The organism is Streptomyces sp. NPDC002809, from assembly GCF_040295435.1.
Lineage (GTDB): Bacteria > Actinomycetota > Actinomycetes > Streptomycetales > Streptomycetaceae > Streptomyces.
Genome location: NZ_JBEOVJ010000003.1, coordinates 241405 through 257913 on the forward strand (window position 1 = coordinate 241405; position 16509 = coordinate 257913).

Sequence of the window (16509 nt, forward strand, 5' to 3'; positions counted from 1 at the left end):
CCATGGCATCTGCATTCGAGTACGCACCGGCGCCGGAATCCCGTTCCGTCGTCGACATCGCCCCCTCGTACGGCCTGTTCATCGACGGCGAGTTCACCGACGCCGCCGACGGCAAGGTCTTCAAGACGGTCAGCCCGTCGTCCGAGGAGGTGCTCTCCGAGGTCGCACGGGCCGGCGCCGAGGACGTGGACCGGGCCGTCAAGGCGGCCCGCAGGGCGTTCGAGAAGTGGTCGGCGCTGCCCGGCTCCGAGCGCGCCAAGTACCTGTTCCGGATCGCCAGGATCATCCAGGAACGCAGCCGCGAGCTCGCCGTCCTCGAAACCCTCGACAACGGCAAGCCGATCAAGGAGACCCGCGACGCGGACCTCCCGCTGGTCGCCGCGCACTTCTTCTACTACGCGGGCTGGGCCGACAAGCTCGACCACGCGGGCTACGGCGCGAATCCGCGTCCGCTCGGCGTGGCCGGCCAGATCATCCCGTGGAACTTCCCGCTCCTGATGCTCGCGTGGAAGATCGCCCCGGCGCTCGCCACCGGCAACACGGTGGTGCTGAAGCCCGCCGAGACGACCCCGCTGTCCGCGCTCTTCTTCGCGGACATCTGCCGCCAGGCGGGCCTGCCCAGGGGCGTCGTCAACATCCTGACGGGGTACGGGGACGCGGGATCGGCCCTCGTCGAGCACCCGGACGTCAACAAGATCGCCTTCACGGGATCGACCGCGGTCGGCAAGGCCATCGCCCGCCAGATCGCCGGCACCGACAAGAAGGCCACCCTCGAACTGGGTGGCAAGGGCGCCAACATCGTCTTCGACGACGCGCCCATCGACCAGGCCGTCGAGGGCATCGTCACCGGCATCTTCTTCAACCAGGGCCAGGTCTGCTGCGCAGGCTCGCGGCTCCTGGTCCAGGAGTCGGTCGAGGACGAACTGCTGGACTCCCTCAAGCGCCGGCTGTCCACGCTGCGCCTCGGGGACCCGCTGGACAAGAACACCGACATCGGAGCGATCAACTCCGAGGAGCAGCTCTCCCGGATCACCGCGCTCGTCGAGACGGGCGAGGCCGAGGGCGCTGACCGCTGGTCGGCACCGTGCGAGCTGCCCTCCGCCGGTTACTGGTTCGCCCCGACGCTCTTCACCGGCGTCACCCAGGCACACACCGTCGCCCGCGACGAGATCTTCGGCCCGGTGCTGTCCGTGCTGTCGTTCCGTACGCCGGACGAAGCGGTCGCCAAGGCCAACAACAGCCAGTACGGCCTCTCGGCCGGCATCTGGACGGAGAAGGGCTCCCGCATCCTCGCGGTGGCGAACAAGCTCCGGGCGGGCGTCGTCTGGGCCAACACGTTCAACAAGTTCGACCCGACCTCGCCGTTCGGCGGTTACAAGGAGTCGGGCTTCGGCCGCGAAGGCGGCCGTCACGGTCTGGAGGCCTACCTCGATGTCTGACGGGCGACTGAGCGTCTTCAAGACCTACAAGCTGTACGTCGGGGGCAAGTTCCCCCGCTCCGAGAGCGGCCGGGTGTACGAGGTGACCGACTCCAAGGGCAAGTGGCTGGCGAACGCGCCCCAGTCATCCCGCAAGGACGCCAGGGACGCCGTCGTGGCCGCCCGCAAGGCGTTCGGCGGCTGGTCGGGCGCGACCGCGTACAACCGCGGCCAGATCCTCTACCGCGTCGCCGAGATGCTGGAGGGCCGCCGGGAGCAGTTCGTCCGCGAGGTGGCGGAGGCCGAGGGTCTTTCGAAGTCCAGGGCCGCGGCCGTCGTGGACGCGACGGTCGACCGCTGGGTCTGGTACGCGGGCTGGACGGACAAGATCGCCCAGGTCGTGGGCGGGGCGAACCCGGTCGCGGGACCGTACTTCAACCTCTCGACCCCCGAGCCGACCGGGGTCGTGACCGTCATCGCCCCGCAGGAGTCCTCGTTCCTGGGCCTGGTCTCGGTGCTCGCACCGGTGATCGCGACCGGCAACACGGCGGTCGTCGTGGCCTCGGCGCAGTCCCCGCTGCCCGCCCTGTCGCTGGGTGAGGTGCTGGCCACCTCGGACCTGCCGGGCGGCGTGGTCAACATCCTGTCGGGGAAGACGGCGGAGATCGCCGCGCCGCTCGCCTCCCACCAGGACGTGAACGGCATCGACCTGACGGGAGCGGACGCGGAACTGGCGAAGGAGCTGGAGATCGCGGCGGCGGACAACCTGAAGCGGGTCTCCCGTCCACAGGCTGTGGACGGCGACGGTGACTGGTCGACCGATCCCGGCACCCGCCGGCTGACGGCGTTCCTGGAGACCAAGACCGTCTGGCACCCGACAGGCGCGCTGGGCGTGTCGGGCTCCTCGTACTGACGCCGGCACAGCAGCGGCCCGCGCCCCGGGACCTACGGATCCGGGGGCACGGGCCGCTTCCGCGTCAGCCGTGCAGCAGACCCGCGACCTGCCCCACCACGGGCAGGTCCTTCAGCGCACCGCCACTGGTCACCGGATCGGTGACGGCGGCGGTGGAGACGGGCTTGAAGTCGGCGACCTGCGTCCCCACCGCGTTGTCCAGCGGGTCCACACCCGTGCCGGCCAGCGGGTCGAGCCGCAGATGGGTCACGGGCGCGATGCCGTTGTCGAGCGAGTGGCCGAGCGCGCCGGTGACCGCGCCGCCGGCCGCCTCGCTCGCCTCACCGAGGCTGGTGTCCGTACCCGACGCCTGCACGAGGGGCAGGGGGGCCGCCTGGGCCACCGCACCCCCCGCACCGAGCGCGGCGCCCACCGCGGTGACGGTCAGACCTGCCCGCAGCAGAGTGCGGCGCCGGGACTTGGAAAGTGCGTGACGTGCCATGAAGTTCCCACCTGATCGGGCCGATTCGAACCATCAATCGAGTAATCGGTTGAGTGCACAGAGTAGTTGAGGTGTGATGCCGGATACCAACAGGACCTCCGGGGATCCCCTGTGCGGGTCAATGCCTCACACTTGTGTTCTGTGAGTTCCCAAGCGATTTCGACCCGCGTCGTCCTGCTCGCGGGCCCCTCCGGCTCCGGCAAGTCATCCCTGGCCGTCCGTACCGGTCTTCCGGTGCTGCGGCTGGACGACTTCTACAAGGAGGCAGGCGACCCGACGCTGCCTCTCGTCACCGGCAGTACGGACATCGACTGGGACTCCGCACAGTCCTGGGACGCCGATGCCGCCGTCGCCGCGATCACGGAGCTGTGCCGCACCGGACGCACCGACGTACCGGTGTACGACATCGCGACCAGTTCCCGAACGGGGCACGAGGGTTTCCACATCGAGCGCACGCCGCTCTTCGTGGCCGAGGGGATCTTCGCCGCCGACATAGTCGAGCGCTGCCAGACGCTGGGCCTCCTGGCGGACGCCCTGTGTCTGCGCGGCCGCCCGTCGACGACGTTCCGCCGCCGGCTGCTGCGGGACCTGCGGGAAGGCCGCAAGTCCGTGCCGTTCCTGCTGCGGCGGGGCTGGCGGCTGATGCGGGCCGAACGCCGGATCGTGGCGCGCCAGGCGGAACTGGGGGCGTACCCCTGCGGCAGGGCCGAGGCCCTGGGCCGGCTGGCCGCCGCAGCGGCGGGCCGGTGCCGTACACCCGCGGCGGCAAAGGTGAGCCCCTCCGGCGACTGACCCCAGAAGGTCAAGCCCCTCCGGGGGCGGAATCAACCCCCCCTCCGGCGATCGAGGAGCGGGGCCGGGGGCAGCGCCCCGAACACCCCGCCCCCGGAACCCCCGGCGAACGCGCCGAAGGGCCGGACAGGACCCCCCGGCCCGTCCGACCCCTCAGCTCCCCCGTGCTCCCCGTACGCCGCCGCCTCCCCCGAGGCGACGACCCCGTTTCCCCCGTACACCGCCGCCTCCCCCGAAGCGGCGGCCCCGTTTCCCCGTTTCCCCCTGCCTCAGGCCACCAGCTCGCCGAAGGACTCCTCCTCGTCACGGCCGAAGCTGAGGACCTCGTCCTCGCGCAGCCGGCGGAGCGACCGCCAGATGCTGGACTTCACCGTGCCGACACTGATGTCGAGGATGGACGCGATCTCGGGGTCCGTACGGCCCTCGTAGTAGCGCAGGACCAGCATCGTGCGCTGTGTCTCGGGCAGTCGCGCCAGCGCCTGCCAGAGCACGGCGCGCAGCTCCGTACCGCGCATCGCGTCCGTGTCGCCCGCCGTCTCCGGCAGCTCCTCGGTCGGGTATTCGTTCAGCTTGCGCCTGCGCCAGGCGCTGATGTGCAGGTTCGTCATGGTGCGGCGCAGATAGCCGCCGACCGCCGCCTTGTCACTGATCCGGTCCCATGCCCGGTACGTCGAGAAGAGGGCGCTCTGCAGCAGATCCTCGGCCTCGAACCGGTCACCGGTCAGGTGATAGGCGGTGGCGTACAGGGAGGCGCGGCGCTCCCGGACGTAGGCCGTGAACGCCGCTTCGGCGTCCTCGGCCTGCGCCGGGGCCTTCCGCTCCCCCGTGACCTCCCCGTACGCGCTTCCCCCGTTGCCCGCGCCTGTCGCGGCAGGTGCGTCGACCACCGTCATGTACGACGGGTGCTGACGCCCGGCGCCTCGAACGCACCCCCGCCCGTTCAATGCGGCGCCGGACTTCTCGGTGCTCCGGCCGACGTCGTGGAGACGCGTGACAACTGCGCTGGTGGTGATGTTGTGCGTTGCGTTCATCTCGCGCCCCCCGTCGGTGGAGTCCGTCCGTTCCTTGTGTCAACGAGCTTGCCGGGGCGATTTCATGGGGCTGTCCGCCGACTGTCACAGACCTGTCACAGGGCCCGGCGCAGACCCGATTCGGGGTCGCGTGATGCATGAGAGGGGACCAACTGTCGAACTAGGGCACCCCCATGGGTCAGAATGACCAACGTGCCTTTCCTGTTGCTGATCGAGGACGACGACGCCATCCGCACGGCCCTCGAACTCTCGCTGTCACGCCAGGGCCACCGTGTGGCCACTGCGGCGACGGGAGAGGACGGCCTCAACCTGCTGCGCGAGCAGCGACCCGACCTGGTCGTGCTGGATGTGATGCTGCCCGGAATCGACGGTTTCGAGGTGTGCCGGCGCATCCGGCGCACCGACCAACTGCCGATCATCCTGCTGACCGCGCGCAGCGACGACATCGACGTCGTGGTCGGTCTGGAGTCCGGCGCCGACGACTACGTGGTGAAACCCGTGCAGGGGCGGGTGCTCGACGCCCGCATCCGCGCGGTGCTGCGCCGCGGTGAGCGCGAGTCCACCGACTCCGCGACGTTCGGCAGCGTGGTGATCGACCGCTCCGCCATGACCGTGACCAAGAACGGGGAGGACCTGCAGCTCACGCCGACCGAGCTGCGCCTCCTGCTGGAGCTGAGCCGCCGGCCGGGCCAGGCCCTGTCCCGGCAGCAGCTGCTGCGCCTGGTCTGGGAGCACGACTACCTCGGTGACTCCAGGCTGGTGGACGCCTGTGTCCAGCGGCTGCGCGCGAAGGTGGAGGACGTACCGTCCTCGCCGACCCTGATCCGTACCGTGCGGGGCGTGGGATACCGGCTGGACTCGCCGCAGTGAGTACGGCTGTGCGGCGGAGCCTGCTCGCCGGGCTCCGCTGGACCAGCCTGCGGCTGCGGCTCGTCGTCGTGTTCGCGCTGGTCGCGCTGACCGCCGCGGTGTCCGCGTCCGGGATCGCGTACTGGCTGAACCGCGAGGCGGTGCTGACCCGTACGCAGGACTCCGCGCTCGGGGACTTCCGTCAGGAGATGCAGAGCCGGGCGGCCTCGCTGCCGCTGAGCCCCACCAAGGAGGACCTGCAGACCGCCGCCGTGCAGATGGCGAGCAGCAGCCCCGGCTACAGCGTGCTGCTGATCGACGAGCGCGACCCCGGCAAGCCGATCGTCGGCAACTCCGACCTGGACACCTTCACCCGCGACAACGTACCGGCGTCGCTGCAGAAGCAGGTCGACAAGAAGCAGCCCGTCAAGGCGGGCAACAAGTACCAGTACCACCTGTTCTGGCAGCGGATATCCATACACGGCACGCCGTACCTCGTCGCCGGCACGAAGATCATCGGCGGTGGTCCGACGGGCTACATGCTCAAGTCCCTCGACCAGGAACGGCAGGACCTCAACTCCCTCGCCTGGTCACTGGGGATCGCCACCGCGCTGGCCCTGGTCGGCTCCGCTCTGCTCGCGCAGGCCGCGGCGACGACGGTACTGCGTCCCGTGCAGCGGCTCGGCGACGCCGCCCGCAAGCTCGGCGAAGGCAAGCTCGACACCCGGCTCGTGGTGTCCGGCACGGATGAACTGGCCGATCTCTCCAGAACGTTCAACAGGGCGGCGAGCTCCCTGGAGAAGAAGGTCGCGGACATGAGCGCGCGGGAGGAGTCCAGCCGCCGCTTCGTCGCCGACATGTCGCACGAACTGCGCACCCCGCTCACCGCGATCACCGCGGTCGCCGAGGTGCTGGAGGACGAGGCCGACAGCCTCGACCCGATGATCGCGCCCGCCGTGCACCTGGTGGTCAGCGAGACCCGGCGCCTCAACGACCTGGTGGAGAACCTGATGGAGGTCACCCGCTTCGACGCGGGCACGGCCCGCCTCGTCCTCGACACCGTCGACGTCGCCGACCAGGTGACCGCCTGCATCGACGCCCGGGCCTGGCTGGACGCGGTGGACCTGGACGCCGAGCGCGGCATGATGGTCCGCCTCGACCCGCGCCGGCTGGATGTGATCCTGGCCAATCTGATCGGGAACGCGCTGAAGCACGGCGGTTCGCCGGTACGCGTCGCGGTACGGACCCAGGGCGACGACCTCGTCATCGAGGTGCGCGACCACGGCCCCGGCATCCCCGAGGACGTGCTCCCGCACGTCTTCGACCGCTTCTACAAGGCCAGCGCCTCCAGGCCGCGTTCCGAGGGCAGCGGTCTCGGCCTGTCGATCGCCATGGAGAACGCGCACATCCACGGCGGCGACATCACCGCCGCGAACTCGCCTGACGGCGACGGCGCGGTGTTCGTCCTGCGCCTGCCGCGCGACGCCGAGGCACTGGACGGCACCACCGAAGGTCGCGAGGCCGAGATCCCGGACGAGGAGGACGACGCGACGTGACGCGCAGCGAACGCCGGGGCCGCCGCCCCGCCGCGGCCCTGGCCGGTGCCGTGCTCTGCGCCGTGCTGGCGGCGGGCTGCGGAATCAGGACCACCTCGGTGCCCGTCGACGCGGGCCCGGCCCCGTCACGGGTGCCGTGCGCCATGCCGGCGGAGGACATCACCACCCAGGCCCAGCTGGGCATCCCCGTACAGGTCTATCTGGTCTGCGCCTCGGAACTGGTCACCGTGGACCGCACGGTTCAGGTCCAGGAGACGGCATCGGACCGGCTCCGGATCGCCCGCGCCCTTCTGGACGAGCTGCGCCGGGAACCGCCCGGCGCCGAGCGGCAGGCGGGCTTCTCCACCCACGTCCCCGCGGCGCTGCGGGTCGGCGGCCCGCGCACGGGCGACCCGAAGGGCACGATGCGCCTCAGCGAGCAGCCGGAGGACCTGCCGTCCGAGGCGCTGGCGCAGATCGTCTGCACGTACACCGAGAGCGAGTCGCTCGTCCACGACGGCTCGGTGACGCTGGGCGGCCCGGGCAGCTACGCGCCCCGCGCCTACCTGTGCACCACGGAGACGAAGGCCAGCCCGAAGGAAGTACCGACGACGGGCGCGGTCCAACTGCCCTGAGCGGCGCCGGGCCCGGGAGGAACGCACGCGGCTGGGCTCATGGGTCGGGCACGCGGCACGGGCACGCGGCTCACGGCTCGGGCACACGCCTCAGGCACGCGGCTGGGCTCATGGGTCGGGCACACGGCTCGGGCTCATGGGTCGAGCACGCGGCCCAGGCTCACAGCACGGCGTGAGGCAGGTCTCCCCCGCCCGAGCGGAACCGATCCTGCCGCCGCCCGCGTCTTGGGTGGCGTGCGTCAAGGTTCGGGCGGTCAAGCCGTCATCCGCTTCCGCGCGGTCGGAGTGTCTCTGCTCCTCGCGCATCTGCTGCTTGTCGGGTGGCTGACTCTGCGCCCGCTGGACGTGCCGTGGATGACCGCCGCCAACCTCCATCCGTTCGCCGGCATCAAGGCCGACCTCTCCCTCGGCCCGGCCGCCGCCGCCCGCCGCATCGGCAAGGAGCTCCTGCTGCTGGCACCGCTCGGCGTGCTGCTGCCGCTCGCCGGGGGACGGCTCTTCGTCTCGCCGTGGTTCTCACTTGCCCGTACGGTCGCGGCCGGGTCGCTGATCTCACTGGCCATCGAACTGGGCCAGACCGGGGTGCCCGGCCAGGTCGTCGACGTCGACTCGCTGATCCTGAACACCATCGGTGTCGGGCTCGCCCACGTCCTGATCGTCCCGGCCTGGCGGGCGCGGCTGCGCCGCCGCAAGCAGCAGCGCGTCCGGGCGCTGCCCCGCGTCGGCCACGAGGCCCGGGCCTCGGCGGGATCGGCCCCTCAGGGGTCGACCCCGACGATTTCCAGGGTCGGCATAGCCCCGTAGAGCGACGCTTTGCCCCGTTCCGCGAGCCATCCTGGATACATCGGGAGCGCAACGGACCGCTCCCCCAGCAACGGTTCGCGAAGGAGCCCACCATGGCCGCACTTGCCCGCCCCCGTGACGGACGCATGCTCGGCGGAGTGTGCGCAGCGCTGGCACGGCGCTTCGGCACCTCCACGAGGACCATGCGCATCATCTTCGTCGTCTCGTGCCTGCTGCCGGGCCCGCAGTTCCTGCTCTATCTGGCGCTGTGGCTGCTGCTCCCCGAGGAGAGGGCGTCGTCCGCGACCGCCTGGTAGGCCCCCTGCGCATGGCTGTGGGCGGACACCCGACAACGGGTGCCCGCCCACAGGCAGGTGCGAAGCCGGTGCGTCAGCGGCCGAGCGGCAGACCGTTGGCCGACAGACCGTTCGTCGTCAGGCCACCGGCGGGCATACCGCCGAGGAGGCCCTTGGCCGGGGCCGCGACGTCGCCCAGGACCTTCGTCTGGCTGGTGCCGAGGAGCTCGGTGGCGGTGTCCTGGACCGGCAGGGTCGAGGTGGCGTTCGCCAGTGCGCCGGCGACGGGCAGGGCGCTGGTCGCGGCGTCCAGGGGCAGCGCGGAGGCCGAAGCGGTACCGGCGGCGGCAGCGGCGAATGCGGCACCGAGAGCGGCGACGCCGAGAGTCCTGGCAGCAGACTGCTTCATGTGAAATTCATCCTTGGGGAAGGGGATGTGAGCGGCTCTGCAAGGTAGTCAGCCCACTGCCCGTCCCGCAAACATCGAAAAACACGGGAAACGGCCGGGAATCACGCACCCGGCCGTTTCCCGAAGGCGGTCGTTCAGCCGGCGACCGAGGTAGAAACGCTGGTCGCAGCGGTCTGCTCGAAGAGCCATTCGGACTTCAGCTCGGCATATCCGGGCTTGATGACGTCGCTGATCATCGCCAGACGTTCATCGAAAGGAATGAATGCTGATTTCATCGCATTGACGGTGAACCACTGCATGTCTTCGAGCGTGTATCCGAAGGTCTCGGTCAGCTTCTCGAATTCCTGGCTCATGCTCGTACCGCTCATCAGCCTGTTGTCCGTGTTCACCGTGGCACGGAAGTGAAGCCTGCGCAGCAGCCCGATCGGGTGCTCGGCGTACGAGGCCGCGGCACCGGTCTGCAGGTTGGAGGTCGGGCAGAGCTCCAGCGGGATGCGCTTGTCCCGTACGTAGGAGGCCAGGCGGCCGAGCTTCACACTGCCGTCCTCCGCGACCTCGATGTCGTCGATGATCCGGACACCGTGACCGAGCCGGTCGGCGCCGCACCACTGGATGGCCTGCCAGATCGACGGCAGCCCGAAGGCCTCGCCCGCGTGGATGGTGAAGTGGTTGTTCTCGCGCTTGAGGTACTCGAAGGCGTCGAGGTGCCGGGTGGGCGGGAAGCCCGCCTCCGCGCCCGCGATGTCGAAGCCGACGACGCCCTGCTCGCGGTAGCTGTTGGCCAGTTCGGCGATCTCCAGCGACCGCGCGGCGTGCCGCATCGCGGTGAGCAGCGCGCCCACCCTGATCCGGTTGCCGTCCTGGCGCGCCCTGCGCTCACCCTCACGGAAGCCCTCGTTGACCGCCTCGACGACCTCTTCGAGGGTCAGCCCGGCTTCCAGGTGCTGCTCGGGCGCGTACCGGATCTCGGCGTAGACGACACCGTCCGCGGCAAGGTCCTCGGCACACTCCGCGGCGACCCTGACCAGCGCGTCACGGGTCTGCATGACGGCGCAGGTATGGGCGAACGTCTCCAGATACCGCTCCAGCGAACCGGAGTCAGCGGCTTCTCGGAACCAGATACCGAGCTTGTCGGGATCGGCCTCCGGAAGTCCGTCGTATCCGTTCGCCGCGGCCAGGTCGACGATCGTCCCGGGGCGCAGGCCGCCGTCGAGGTGGTCATGGAGAAGGACCTTGGGGGCACGCCGGATCTGATCCTGGCCGGGCACATTGAGGGTCGGGCTCATCATCTGCGCACTCTAGCGCCTACGCGCGTAGAGCGCCGCTCGACGATACGTAACAGAGACCGCGAATACGGGTGGCGTACACCTGCCCTTCTGACACTGTTGCGTCATGGCACAGCGCGCACTCCCCCTGCCTGCTGCAAGGCTGGGACGGGCCGTCAGGACGGCCGGAGCATCCACCACGGTCAGCGGCGTGGTCCTGCTGCTCCCGGACGGCGAGCCGTACTCGTACCGCCGCCCCTCCTCTCTCTCCTACGCCCTTCGGCTCCCCCTGGCCCGGTCCCTGGCCCGCGCCGGCGGCGGCGACGGCCTCGCCGCCCACGTCGTGCACTACCGCTGCCGCGGCTGGAACACCACGGACGCCCACCTCGCGGCGGACGCCGAATGGGCGGTGGACGAGGTCGTACGCCGCTACGGCGACATCCCGGTCTGCCTGGCCGGCCACGGCATGGGCGGCCGCGCGGCCCTCCGCGCGGGCGGCCACCCCGCAGTCACCTCGGTCCTCGCGATGGCCCCCTGGCTGCCGGGCGACCCGGACGCCGAACCCGAACCGGTCAAGCACCTGGTCGGCCGTCAGGTCCTGCTGGTCCACGGCACGAACGACGCCCGATCCGATCCCGAACTCTCCTTCCGGCTGGCCGAACGCGCCAAGAAGTCCAACCGCGACACCTGCCGCTTCGAGGTCCACTCGGACGGCCACGCGCTACGCCAGCACCACGCCGAAGTGGCCGCCCTGGCAGCGGACTTCGTCCGCGGCTCCCTCTTCGCCCACTCCTACGCCCGCCCGGTCGCCGACGCACTGGCGGCCCCGCCGCCGCTGGGGCTGCGGATGCCGTTGGCCGCGGGGTTCGGGAAGTCGTTGCGGGGGTGAGGGGACGCTCCGCAGGCGTGGGCGCCGAACTCACCGCCCACACTTGCGGACCCACGGGATCCGCCCTCCCGATTTGGGTCCTGGTATGGGCCTTTGGGCACTGTCCGTAGGCCCCGTCACGCTCGTTACGGTTCACACCCGGCAGCCGCACAGCCGCCGGTGACCCGATCCGAGCGAGCCATGACGGGGTGAGACGTGCACAGCAGCGAACGAACGCGCCGGGACCGGCGCACGAGCGCGGGACAGTCGGCGATCGACTACGTGGCGATGGTGACGGTGTCGGCCGGCGTGGTCGGCGCACTCCTTGCCACGTCCCTCGGGGGCGACATCGCCGACACCGCACAGCAACAGGTCTGCCGCGTCCTGGAGTTCGGGGGGAGCGCCTCTTGCCAGGATGACAACGATGTCACTCATGACAACGATGTCGCAGGTGACGGGCAGCCCGCCCCCGCCGAATCCTTCGCGCCGGCCGACGCCGCCGGCGCGCAACCCGGTGAGCGCGGCGGGTTGCCCGGCAGCATCCACGGCGGGCAGGGCGAGCCCCACAGCAGAACCGTGAAGACCTCCGACGACACCGAGGACAACGCACTCCCCAGCCTGTGCTTCGAGCCGAGGGAACGGTCCTCGCACTCGTCGGTCTCCGTACCGGGCAGCGGGGCCGTCGGCACGGCCGCTGCCTGGGGCTACTCGTACCTGGTCAACTTCGTGGCGGAGAAGATCAGCAACGAGAAGAACAAGGAGAAGCGGGTCAAGCTGGCGCTCGAGGACCTCTCCTACTGCCTCCCCGACTACAACATCGTCATCGCGCAGCCGCACGAGGGCGATCTGCAGCAGATGGACGGCGCGGCGATGATCCAGACCGTCGAGATCAGCGGCACGACGTACCGCGTCTACGCGTTCAAGAAGGGGAAGTTCACCTGGGCCGACGACGCCGACCTCGGCTGGAAGAACCGTGCGTTCAAGGGCGTGTTCGACATCAGCGAGGACCGCCGCACCGTCACGTTCGAAGAGCCTCCCCGCCCGAAACGCAAGAAGGACTGGAAGCCCGGCGACGAGGGCTGCCAGATCGAGGGCCAGGAACCGCCCGACCGGAGCCGGTACTACGACACGTACTCCCCGCTGGACAACGAGGGTTCGACGCAGGCGGTCCGGATGCTGGTGAACGACATGCGCCGCTGCTACCCCGACTACAACGTGGTCGCGATGCACTCGGAACAGTCCTCGCACTGGGCCGAGAAGCCGGACACGCTCATCGACCACGGCAGATACCGGCTGAACTCCAACGAGTACCACGCCGACGAATCCGGGGACGAGATCGCCTCGGGCCGGGCCGTGTTCGACGTCTACGTCTTCGACAAGGGGACGTTCACCAACGAAGGCGACGGCGGCTACACCAACTGGGCGTACTACGGCGACGTCACCCGCGACGGCATGAACGCCACCTTCGAGCAGCCGGAACCCGCCGACCTGGACGCCGACGCCCTTGCCACCGGTACGGAATCGGTCAACTTCGACGACGGGGCACCGAAGTACACGGACGACGGGCCGTACCCCGGCACCGGCTACACCGGCAAGACGCCGGGGGGCGATGCCGAGCTGAACCAGTCGCTGGTCGACGAGTACAGCCGCAGCTTCCCCGACACGAACATCATCGCGGTGAAGAACTTCAACGAGATCTCCTTCTCCGCAGTGTCCGGCCTCGAACACCTCGCGGTGGTGGACGGGGTCGACGTGTTCGCCGTCAAGGACGGAACGATCACCAACAACGGTGACGGCGGCTGGAAGAACTGGGGCTTCGCCGGCAACTTCAAGCGCGACAAGGACTCGAAGGAGGTGACGTTCAGCAGGCCGTGACCTGGGCGCCCCGGGCGCACATTGCCTGCCGCGCAGGCGTCAGCAGCTCACCGTCCGTCCGGCACCCCTGTCGGCTCCGTCTCCGCCCATACCGTCTTCCCCGGCCCGACCCGGTCGTTCACGCCCCAGCGCAAGGCGACGGCCTCGACGATGAGGAGGCCCCGGCCCCCGTCGGCCTCCGCGTCGGGCTGCGGCATGACTGTTGTGTCCGGCCGGGCCTCGTGGGTGTCGGAGACCTCGACCCGCACGGCCCCGGTCCCGTACGCGTACACCAGCCGCAGCTCGAAGTCGCGCCCCGGTACGCGTCCGTGCAGGACCGCGTTGGCCGCGAGCTCCGCGACGAGCAGGGCCACGGTGTCGGAGAGCGAGGTGCCGTACGGGACGTCCCAGGTGTGGAGCTTCCATACGGCCAGGCGCCGCGCGAGGGTCGCGCCGAGGCGGGTGGCGGAACACCTCTGGACGAACACACGGGCGGTTACGGGTGGTTGGGATTGAAGTGCTGTCATGCGCCCAGCGTTCCGCCTGAACCACCCCCGTCAGCAGGAACAACACCCATACAGATTCCCCTGTATGGGTTGACGCCCTGGACGGGGTGGGTAACCGTCCGTGATCATGGCCGAGTTGATCGATGCGCGGAAGACGGGGCGGCGATGACGGCGGAACACGAGAGCACCACGGCGAGCGGTGAACCCGAGCCGTCCGACAGCCTGAGGACGTTCGGGGCGGTCCTCAAGGCCCTGCGCGAGGCCGCCGGCCTCACTCAGGAGGATTTCGCGCCTCGCGTGCAGTACTCGTCCGCCTACATCGCCAAGATCGAGCAGGGCAAGCGCTTCCCGCCCGAGAACCTCCCGGAGCGGGCGGCAGAAGCCCTCGGGCCGGTCGCGGGCAAGGTCCTCGCCGCCGCCGCGCGGAGTCTGCGGAGGAGGGCGGGGCTGGCCTCCTGGTTTCAGCAGTGGGCGGGGATCGAGGAGGAGGCGATCACGCTGTACGCGTACGAGTGCCGGGGTGTACCTGGGCTGTTGCAGCCCGAGGCCTATATCCGGGCCGTGTTCGAACGCCAGCTGCCGCCACTCACAGAGACACAGATCCAGCGACAGGTAGCGGCTCGACTTGAGCGACAGCGGCTCTTGTCCGACCGCCCCAACACCGCCTTCAACTTCATCATCGAGCAAAGCATTCTGGAGCGTCGGGTGGGCGGGGCGGAGGTTACGGCCGTCGTCATCGACCACCTGCTGAACATCGGCAGGTACACCAATGTCGAGATCCAGGTCATGCCGCTCCGGCAAGAGGACCACACGGGCATCGACGGGCAGATGTATCTGGCCGAGAGCACGGGCAACCAGTGGTTCGGCTACACCGAAGGTCACCGTTCGAGCGCCCTGCTCACCGCTCCGAGCGAAGTCAGCATCCTGCTTCAACGCTATGGCAAGCTGCGTTCCCAGGCCCTGGATTGCCGGGCTACGGTGAGCTTGCTGGCACAGACGCAAGGAGCGCTATGAGCACCACCACAGAGCTGAACTGGTTCAAGAGCACCTACAGCGGCGGCGATGGCGACAACTGCATCGAGGTAGCCCTGCACCCCGACGCCGTCCGCATCCGCGACTCCAAGGACACCGCCCGCCGCCCACTCGCCGTCTCCGTCACCGCGTGGGCGGACTTCACCGCGTACGCGTCCGTCCAGCGGAAGCGGTGAAGTCCGGGGAGAGCCCTCAAGAGGCGTGGCCGCCGAGGATCGTGGAGTCGAGCAGCTCTTCGGCCTCCGCGTCGGTGATCGAGAGCGCCAGTGCCAGTTCTGCGAGGACCGGGCTCCGGGCATGCTTGAGCATGTCCTTCTCCCCCGCGGAGAGCCCGCGCTCCTCCTGACGTCGCGCCAGGTCGCGAATGACGCCGGCGATGAGGGCGAGGTCTCCGGTCCGGAGCCTCTCGCTGTTGGCCTTGAACCTCCGCGACCAAGCCTCCTCGGGCTCACCCGCGGGAGCCCCCAGGACGTCGAGCAACTCCTTCACCTGTGCGGCGGCGTAGACCGATCGCAGTCCCACCTCGTCCGCCTTGTCGACCGGAACGGCGACGTGCAGGTCGGTCCTGTGGACTCGGAGCTGGACGTAACGCCTGCTCCCGCCGTTGACCTGGCGATCGAGGACCTCGGTCACGGTGGCGGGACCGTGCTGGGGGTGGATGACTGTCTGGCCCTCGGAGAACTGCATGCTCTTCAACCCTCGCTGTGCGTGCGGCGCCGCGCTCGACCGCGCCCGTGTGTGACGCCGGGCGCACAGCCGTCCCGCCGCCCGTCGACGGCAGGCAAGGGCGGGAGGCAGAGATCAGCGCGACCATACGGATGGCCGCGCAAGGAATCTGCGAACGAACTCCTTCATTGTCTCACTGCACCGCACATACCTATGGGTGTAATTCTGATCACACATCCGAGAATGCACCCTGCTGCGTCTGCGTACGGGACGGACCCCGCCACGGAGACCCGGAATGACGCATTGCTAATATGCCCGAGACACGCAAATCGATGAGATGGGCCTCACTGTACGCAGGTGCGTTGGTGATTCCTTTCTCTTCCGCGTCGGGGCCCGCTGTCATATCCTCCGGGCGACAGCCGTGCGGAGCGAAAGCTGAGAAGCGTGGTTGCACATGGCCGACAAGTCCACATCTCTCGATCTGGTCCTGGCGCAGATAGAGCGGCAATTCGGCAAGGGCGCGGTGATGCGCCTGGGTGAGCGGCCGAACGAGCCCATCGAGGTGATCCCCACCGGCTCGACGGCGCTCGACGTGGCGCTCGGCGTCGGCGGTCTGCCGCGCGGCCGTGTGGTGGAGGTGTACGGGCCGGAGTCCTCCGGCAAGACGACGCTGACGCTGCACGCCGTGGCGAACGCGCAGAAGCTCGGCGGCACGGTGGCCTTCATCGACGCGGAGCACGCCCTCGACCCGGAGTACGCGAAGCGGCTCGGTGTCGACATCGACAACCTCATCCTGTCCCAGCCGGACGACGGTGAGCAGGCTCTCGAGATCGTGGACATGCTGATCCGCTCGGGCGCCCTGGACCTGATCGTCGTCGACTCCGTCGCGGCCCTGGTGCCCCGTGCGGAGATCGAGGGCAGGATGGGCGACTCGCACATGGGTCTGCAGGCCCGCCTGATGAGCCAGGCGCTGCGGAAGATCACCAGTGCGCTCAACCAGTCCAAGACCACGGCGATCTTCATCAACCAGCTCCGCGAGAAGATCGGGGTGATGTTCGGCTCGCCGGAGACCACCACCGGTGGTCGCGCGCTGAAGTTCTACGCCTCGGTGCGCCTCGACATCCGGCGGATCGAGACGCTCAAGGACGGCACCGACGCGGTCGGCAACCGCACCCG

General features: G+C 69.6%; 19 protein-coding genes. 13 read left to right on the forward strand and 6 right to left on the reverse strand.

The window, feature by feature from the left end; genetic code table 11:
- Positions 1 to 2: 2 nt before the first annotated feature.
- Both ABT025_RS03575 and ABT025_RS03580 read left to right on the forward strand, forming a co-directional pair.
- Positions 3 to 1439 carry an aldehyde dehydrogenase family protein gene (locus ABT025_RS03575; RefSeq protein ID WP_350989377.1) on the forward strand — a complete coding sequence of 479 codons (1437 nt, stop codon included), beginning with the start codon at positions 3 to 5 and terminating at the stop codon, positions 1437 to 1439.
- Positions 1432 to 2331 carry an aldehyde dehydrogenase family protein gene (locus ABT025_RS03580; protein WP_350989379.1) on the forward strand — a complete coding sequence of 300 codons (900 nt, stop codon included), beginning with the start codon at positions 1432 to 1434 and terminating at the stop codon, positions 2329 to 2331. Before ABT025_RS03575 ends, ABT025_RS03580 begins: the two co-directional genes overlap by 8 nt.
- A 64-nt stretch (positions 2332 to 2395) precedes the next feature.
- Here the strand turns inward: ABT025_RS03580 and ABT025_RS03585 are convergent, their stop codons facing one another.
- Positions 2396 to 2812: a hypothetical protein gene (locus tag ABT025_RS03585; protein WP_350989381.1), complete on the reverse strand. Its 417-nt coding sequence runs from the start codon at positions 2810 to 2812 to the stop codon at positions 2396 to 2398.
- A gap of 141 nt (positions 2813 to 2953) precedes the next feature.
- Here ABT025_RS03585 and ABT025_RS03590 point away from each other — a divergent pair, with 141 nt between their 5' ends.
- Entirely contained in the window at positions 2954 to 3604 is a 651-nt protein-coding gene (locus ABT025_RS03590; protein ID WP_350989383.1) for a uridine kinase family protein, read from the forward strand.
- Positions 3605 to 3873: 269 nt separating this feature from the next.
- Here ABT025_RS03590 and ABT025_RS03595 read toward each other — a convergent pair whose 3' ends face one another.
- On the reverse strand, positions 3874 to 4635 hold the full coding sequence (locus ABT025_RS03595; RefSeq protein ID WP_350989385.1) for a SigE family RNA polymerase sigma factor: 762 nt from the start codon (positions 4633 to 4635) through the stop codon (positions 3874 to 3876).
- Between the two features lie 192 nt (positions 4636 to 4827).
- Here ABT025_RS03595 and afsQ1 point away from each other — a divergent pair, with 192 nt between their 5' ends.
- The 5 genes from afsQ1 (at position 4828) to ABT025_RS03620 (ending at position 8754) form a co-directional block, all read left to right on the forward strand.
- On the forward strand, positions 4828 to 5505 hold the full coding sequence (gene afsQ1, locus ABT025_RS03600; RefSeq protein ID WP_185095372.1) for a two-component system response regulator AfsQ1: 678 nt from the start codon (positions 4828 to 4830) through the stop codon (positions 5503 to 5505).
- Positions 5502 to 7040: an ATP-binding protein gene (locus tag ABT025_RS03605; protein WP_350989388.1), complete on the forward strand. Its 1539-nt coding sequence runs from the start codon at positions 5502 to 5504 to the stop codon at positions 7038 to 7040. Before afsQ1 ends, ABT025_RS03605 begins: the two co-directional genes overlap by 4 nt.
- The gene (locus ABT025_RS03610; RefSeq protein ID WP_350989390.1) at positions 7037 to 7654 is read left to right on the forward strand and encodes a GerMN domain-containing protein; all 618 of its coding nucleotides are present in this window, start codon (positions 7037 to 7039) and stop codon (positions 7652 to 7654) included. Before ABT025_RS03605 ends, ABT025_RS03610 begins: the two co-directional genes overlap by 4 nt.
- A gap of 234 nt (positions 7655 to 7888) precedes the next feature.
- Entirely contained in the window at positions 7889 to 8458 is a 570-nt protein-coding gene (locus ABT025_RS03615) for a VanZ family protein (RefSeq protein WP_350989392.1), read from the forward strand.
- 92 nt (positions 8459 to 8550) lie between these two features.
- A complete protein-coding gene (locus ABT025_RS03620; RefSeq protein WP_350989394.1) occupies positions 8551 to 8754 on the forward strand; it encodes a PspC domain-containing protein in 204 nt (67 codons plus the stop codon).
- A gap of 73 nt (positions 8755 to 8827) precedes the next feature.
- Here ABT025_RS03620 and ABT025_RS03625 read toward each other — a convergent pair whose 3' ends face one another.
- Complete coding sequence (locus ABT025_RS03625) at positions 8828 to 9142, reverse strand: hypothetical protein (RefSeq protein ID WP_350989396.1); 315 nt, start codon at positions 9140 to 9142, stop codon at positions 8828 to 8830.
- Positions 9143 to 9276: 134 nt separating this feature from the next.
- Positions 9277 to 10431: an adenosine deaminase gene (locus tag ABT025_RS03630; RefSeq protein ID WP_350989398.1), complete on the reverse strand. Its 1155-nt coding sequence runs from the start codon at positions 10429 to 10431 to the stop codon at positions 9277 to 9279.
- Positions 10432 to 10534: 103 nt separating this feature from the next.
- Between ABT025_RS03630 and ABT025_RS03635 the strand changes: the two genes are divergently transcribed.
- The gene (locus ABT025_RS03635) at positions 10535 to 11296 is read left to right on the forward strand and encodes an alpha/beta fold hydrolase (RefSeq protein WP_350989400.1); all 762 of its coding nucleotides are present in this window, start codon (positions 10535 to 10537) and stop codon (positions 11294 to 11296) included.
- Positions 11297 to 11491: 195 nt separating this feature from the next.
- Positions 11492 to 13150 carry a hypothetical protein gene (locus tag ABT025_RS03640; protein ID WP_350989402.1) on the forward strand — a complete coding sequence of 553 codons (1659 nt, stop codon included), beginning with the start codon at positions 11492 to 11494 and terminating at the stop codon, positions 13148 to 13150.
- Positions 13151 to 13197: 47 nt separating this feature from the next.
- On the opposite strand, the gene ABT025_RS03645 is transcribed toward ABT025_RS03640, so the two are convergent.
- A complete protein-coding gene (locus tag ABT025_RS03645; RefSeq protein ID WP_350989404.1) occupies positions 13198 to 13656 on the reverse strand; it encodes an ATP-binding protein in 459 nt (152 codons plus the stop codon).
- A gap of 144 nt (positions 13657 to 13800) precedes the next feature.
- Between ABT025_RS03645 and ABT025_RS03650 the strand changes: the two genes are divergently transcribed.
- Positions 13801 to 14649, forward strand: coding sequence for a helix-turn-helix domain-containing protein (locus ABT025_RS03650; RefSeq protein ID WP_350989406.1), 849 nt, complete (start codon positions 13801 to 13803; stop codon positions 14647 to 14649).
- Entirely contained in the window at positions 14646 to 14843 is a 198-nt protein-coding gene (locus ABT025_RS03655) for a DUF397 domain-containing protein (protein WP_350989410.1), read from the forward strand. The genes ABT025_RS03650 and ABT025_RS03655 overlap by 4 nt, the downstream gene beginning before the upstream one ends.
- Positions 14844 to 14859: 16 nt before the next feature.
- Here the strand turns inward: ABT025_RS03655 and ABT025_RS03660 are convergent, their stop codons facing one another.
- On the reverse strand, positions 14860 to 15354 hold the full coding sequence (locus tag ABT025_RS03660) for a CarD family transcriptional regulator (RefSeq protein ID WP_350989412.1): 495 nt from the start codon (positions 15352 to 15354) through the stop codon (positions 14860 to 14862).
- 433 nt (positions 15355 to 15787) lie between these two features.
- Between ABT025_RS03660 and recA the strand changes: the two genes are divergently transcribed.
- Positions 15788 to 16509, forward strand: a 722-nt coding sequence (gene recA / locus ABT025_RS03665; protein ID WP_350989414.1) for a recombinase RecA, incomplete at its 3' end; no start/stop codon positions are given.

Excerpts from the sequence above, each read along its gene's own strand:
- ABT025_RS03620 (WP_350989394.1), top strand. The coding sequence starts at position 8,551 with ATGGCCGCACTTGCCCGCCCCCGTGACGGACGCATGCTCGGCGGAGTG.
- ABT025_RS03655 (WP_350989410.1), top strand. The coding sequence starts at position 14,646 with ATGAGCACCACCACAGAGCTGAACTGGTTCAAGAGCACCTACAGCGGC.
- ABT025_RS03635 (WP_350989400.1), top strand. The coding sequence starts at position 10,535 with ATGGCACAGCGCGCACTCCCCCTGCCTGCTGCAAGGCTGGGACGGGCC.
- ABT025_RS03595 (WP_350989385.1), bottom strand. The coding sequence starts at position 4,635 with ATGAACGCAACGCACAACATCACCACCAGCGCAGTTGTCACGCGTCTC.
- ABT025_RS03650 (WP_350989406.1), top strand. The coding sequence starts at position 13,801 with ATGACGGCGGAACACGAGAGCACCACGGCGAGCGGTGAACCCGAGCCG.
- ABT025_RS03660 (WP_350989412.1), bottom strand. The coding sequence starts at position 15,354 with ATGCAGTTCTCCGAGGGCCAGACAGTCATCCACCCCCAGCACGGTCCC.
- ABT025_RS03645 (WP_350989404.1), bottom strand. The coding sequence starts at position 13,656 with ATGACAGCACTTCAATCCCAACCACCCGTAACCGCCCGTGTGTTCGTC.
- ABT025_RS03575 (WP_350989377.1), top strand. The coding sequence starts at position 3 with ATGGCATCTGCATTCGAGTACGCACCGGCGCCGGAATCCCGTTCCGTC.
- ABT025_RS03630 (WP_350989398.1), bottom strand. The coding sequence starts at position 10,431 with ATGATGAGCCCGACCCTCAATGTGCCCGGCCAGGATCAGATCCGGCGT.
- ABT025_RS03625 (WP_350989396.1), bottom strand. The coding sequence starts at position 9,142 with ATGAAGCAGTCTGCTGCCAGGACTCTCGGCGTCGCCGCTCTCGGTGCC.
- ABT025_RS03580 (WP_350989379.1), top strand. The coding sequence starts at position 1,432 with ATGTCTGACGGGCGACTGAGCGTCTTCAAGACCTACAAGCTGTACGTC.
- ABT025_RS03585 (WP_350989381.1), bottom strand. The coding sequence starts at position 2,812 with ATGGCACGTCACGCACTTTCCAAGTCCCGGCGCCGCACTCTGCTGCGG.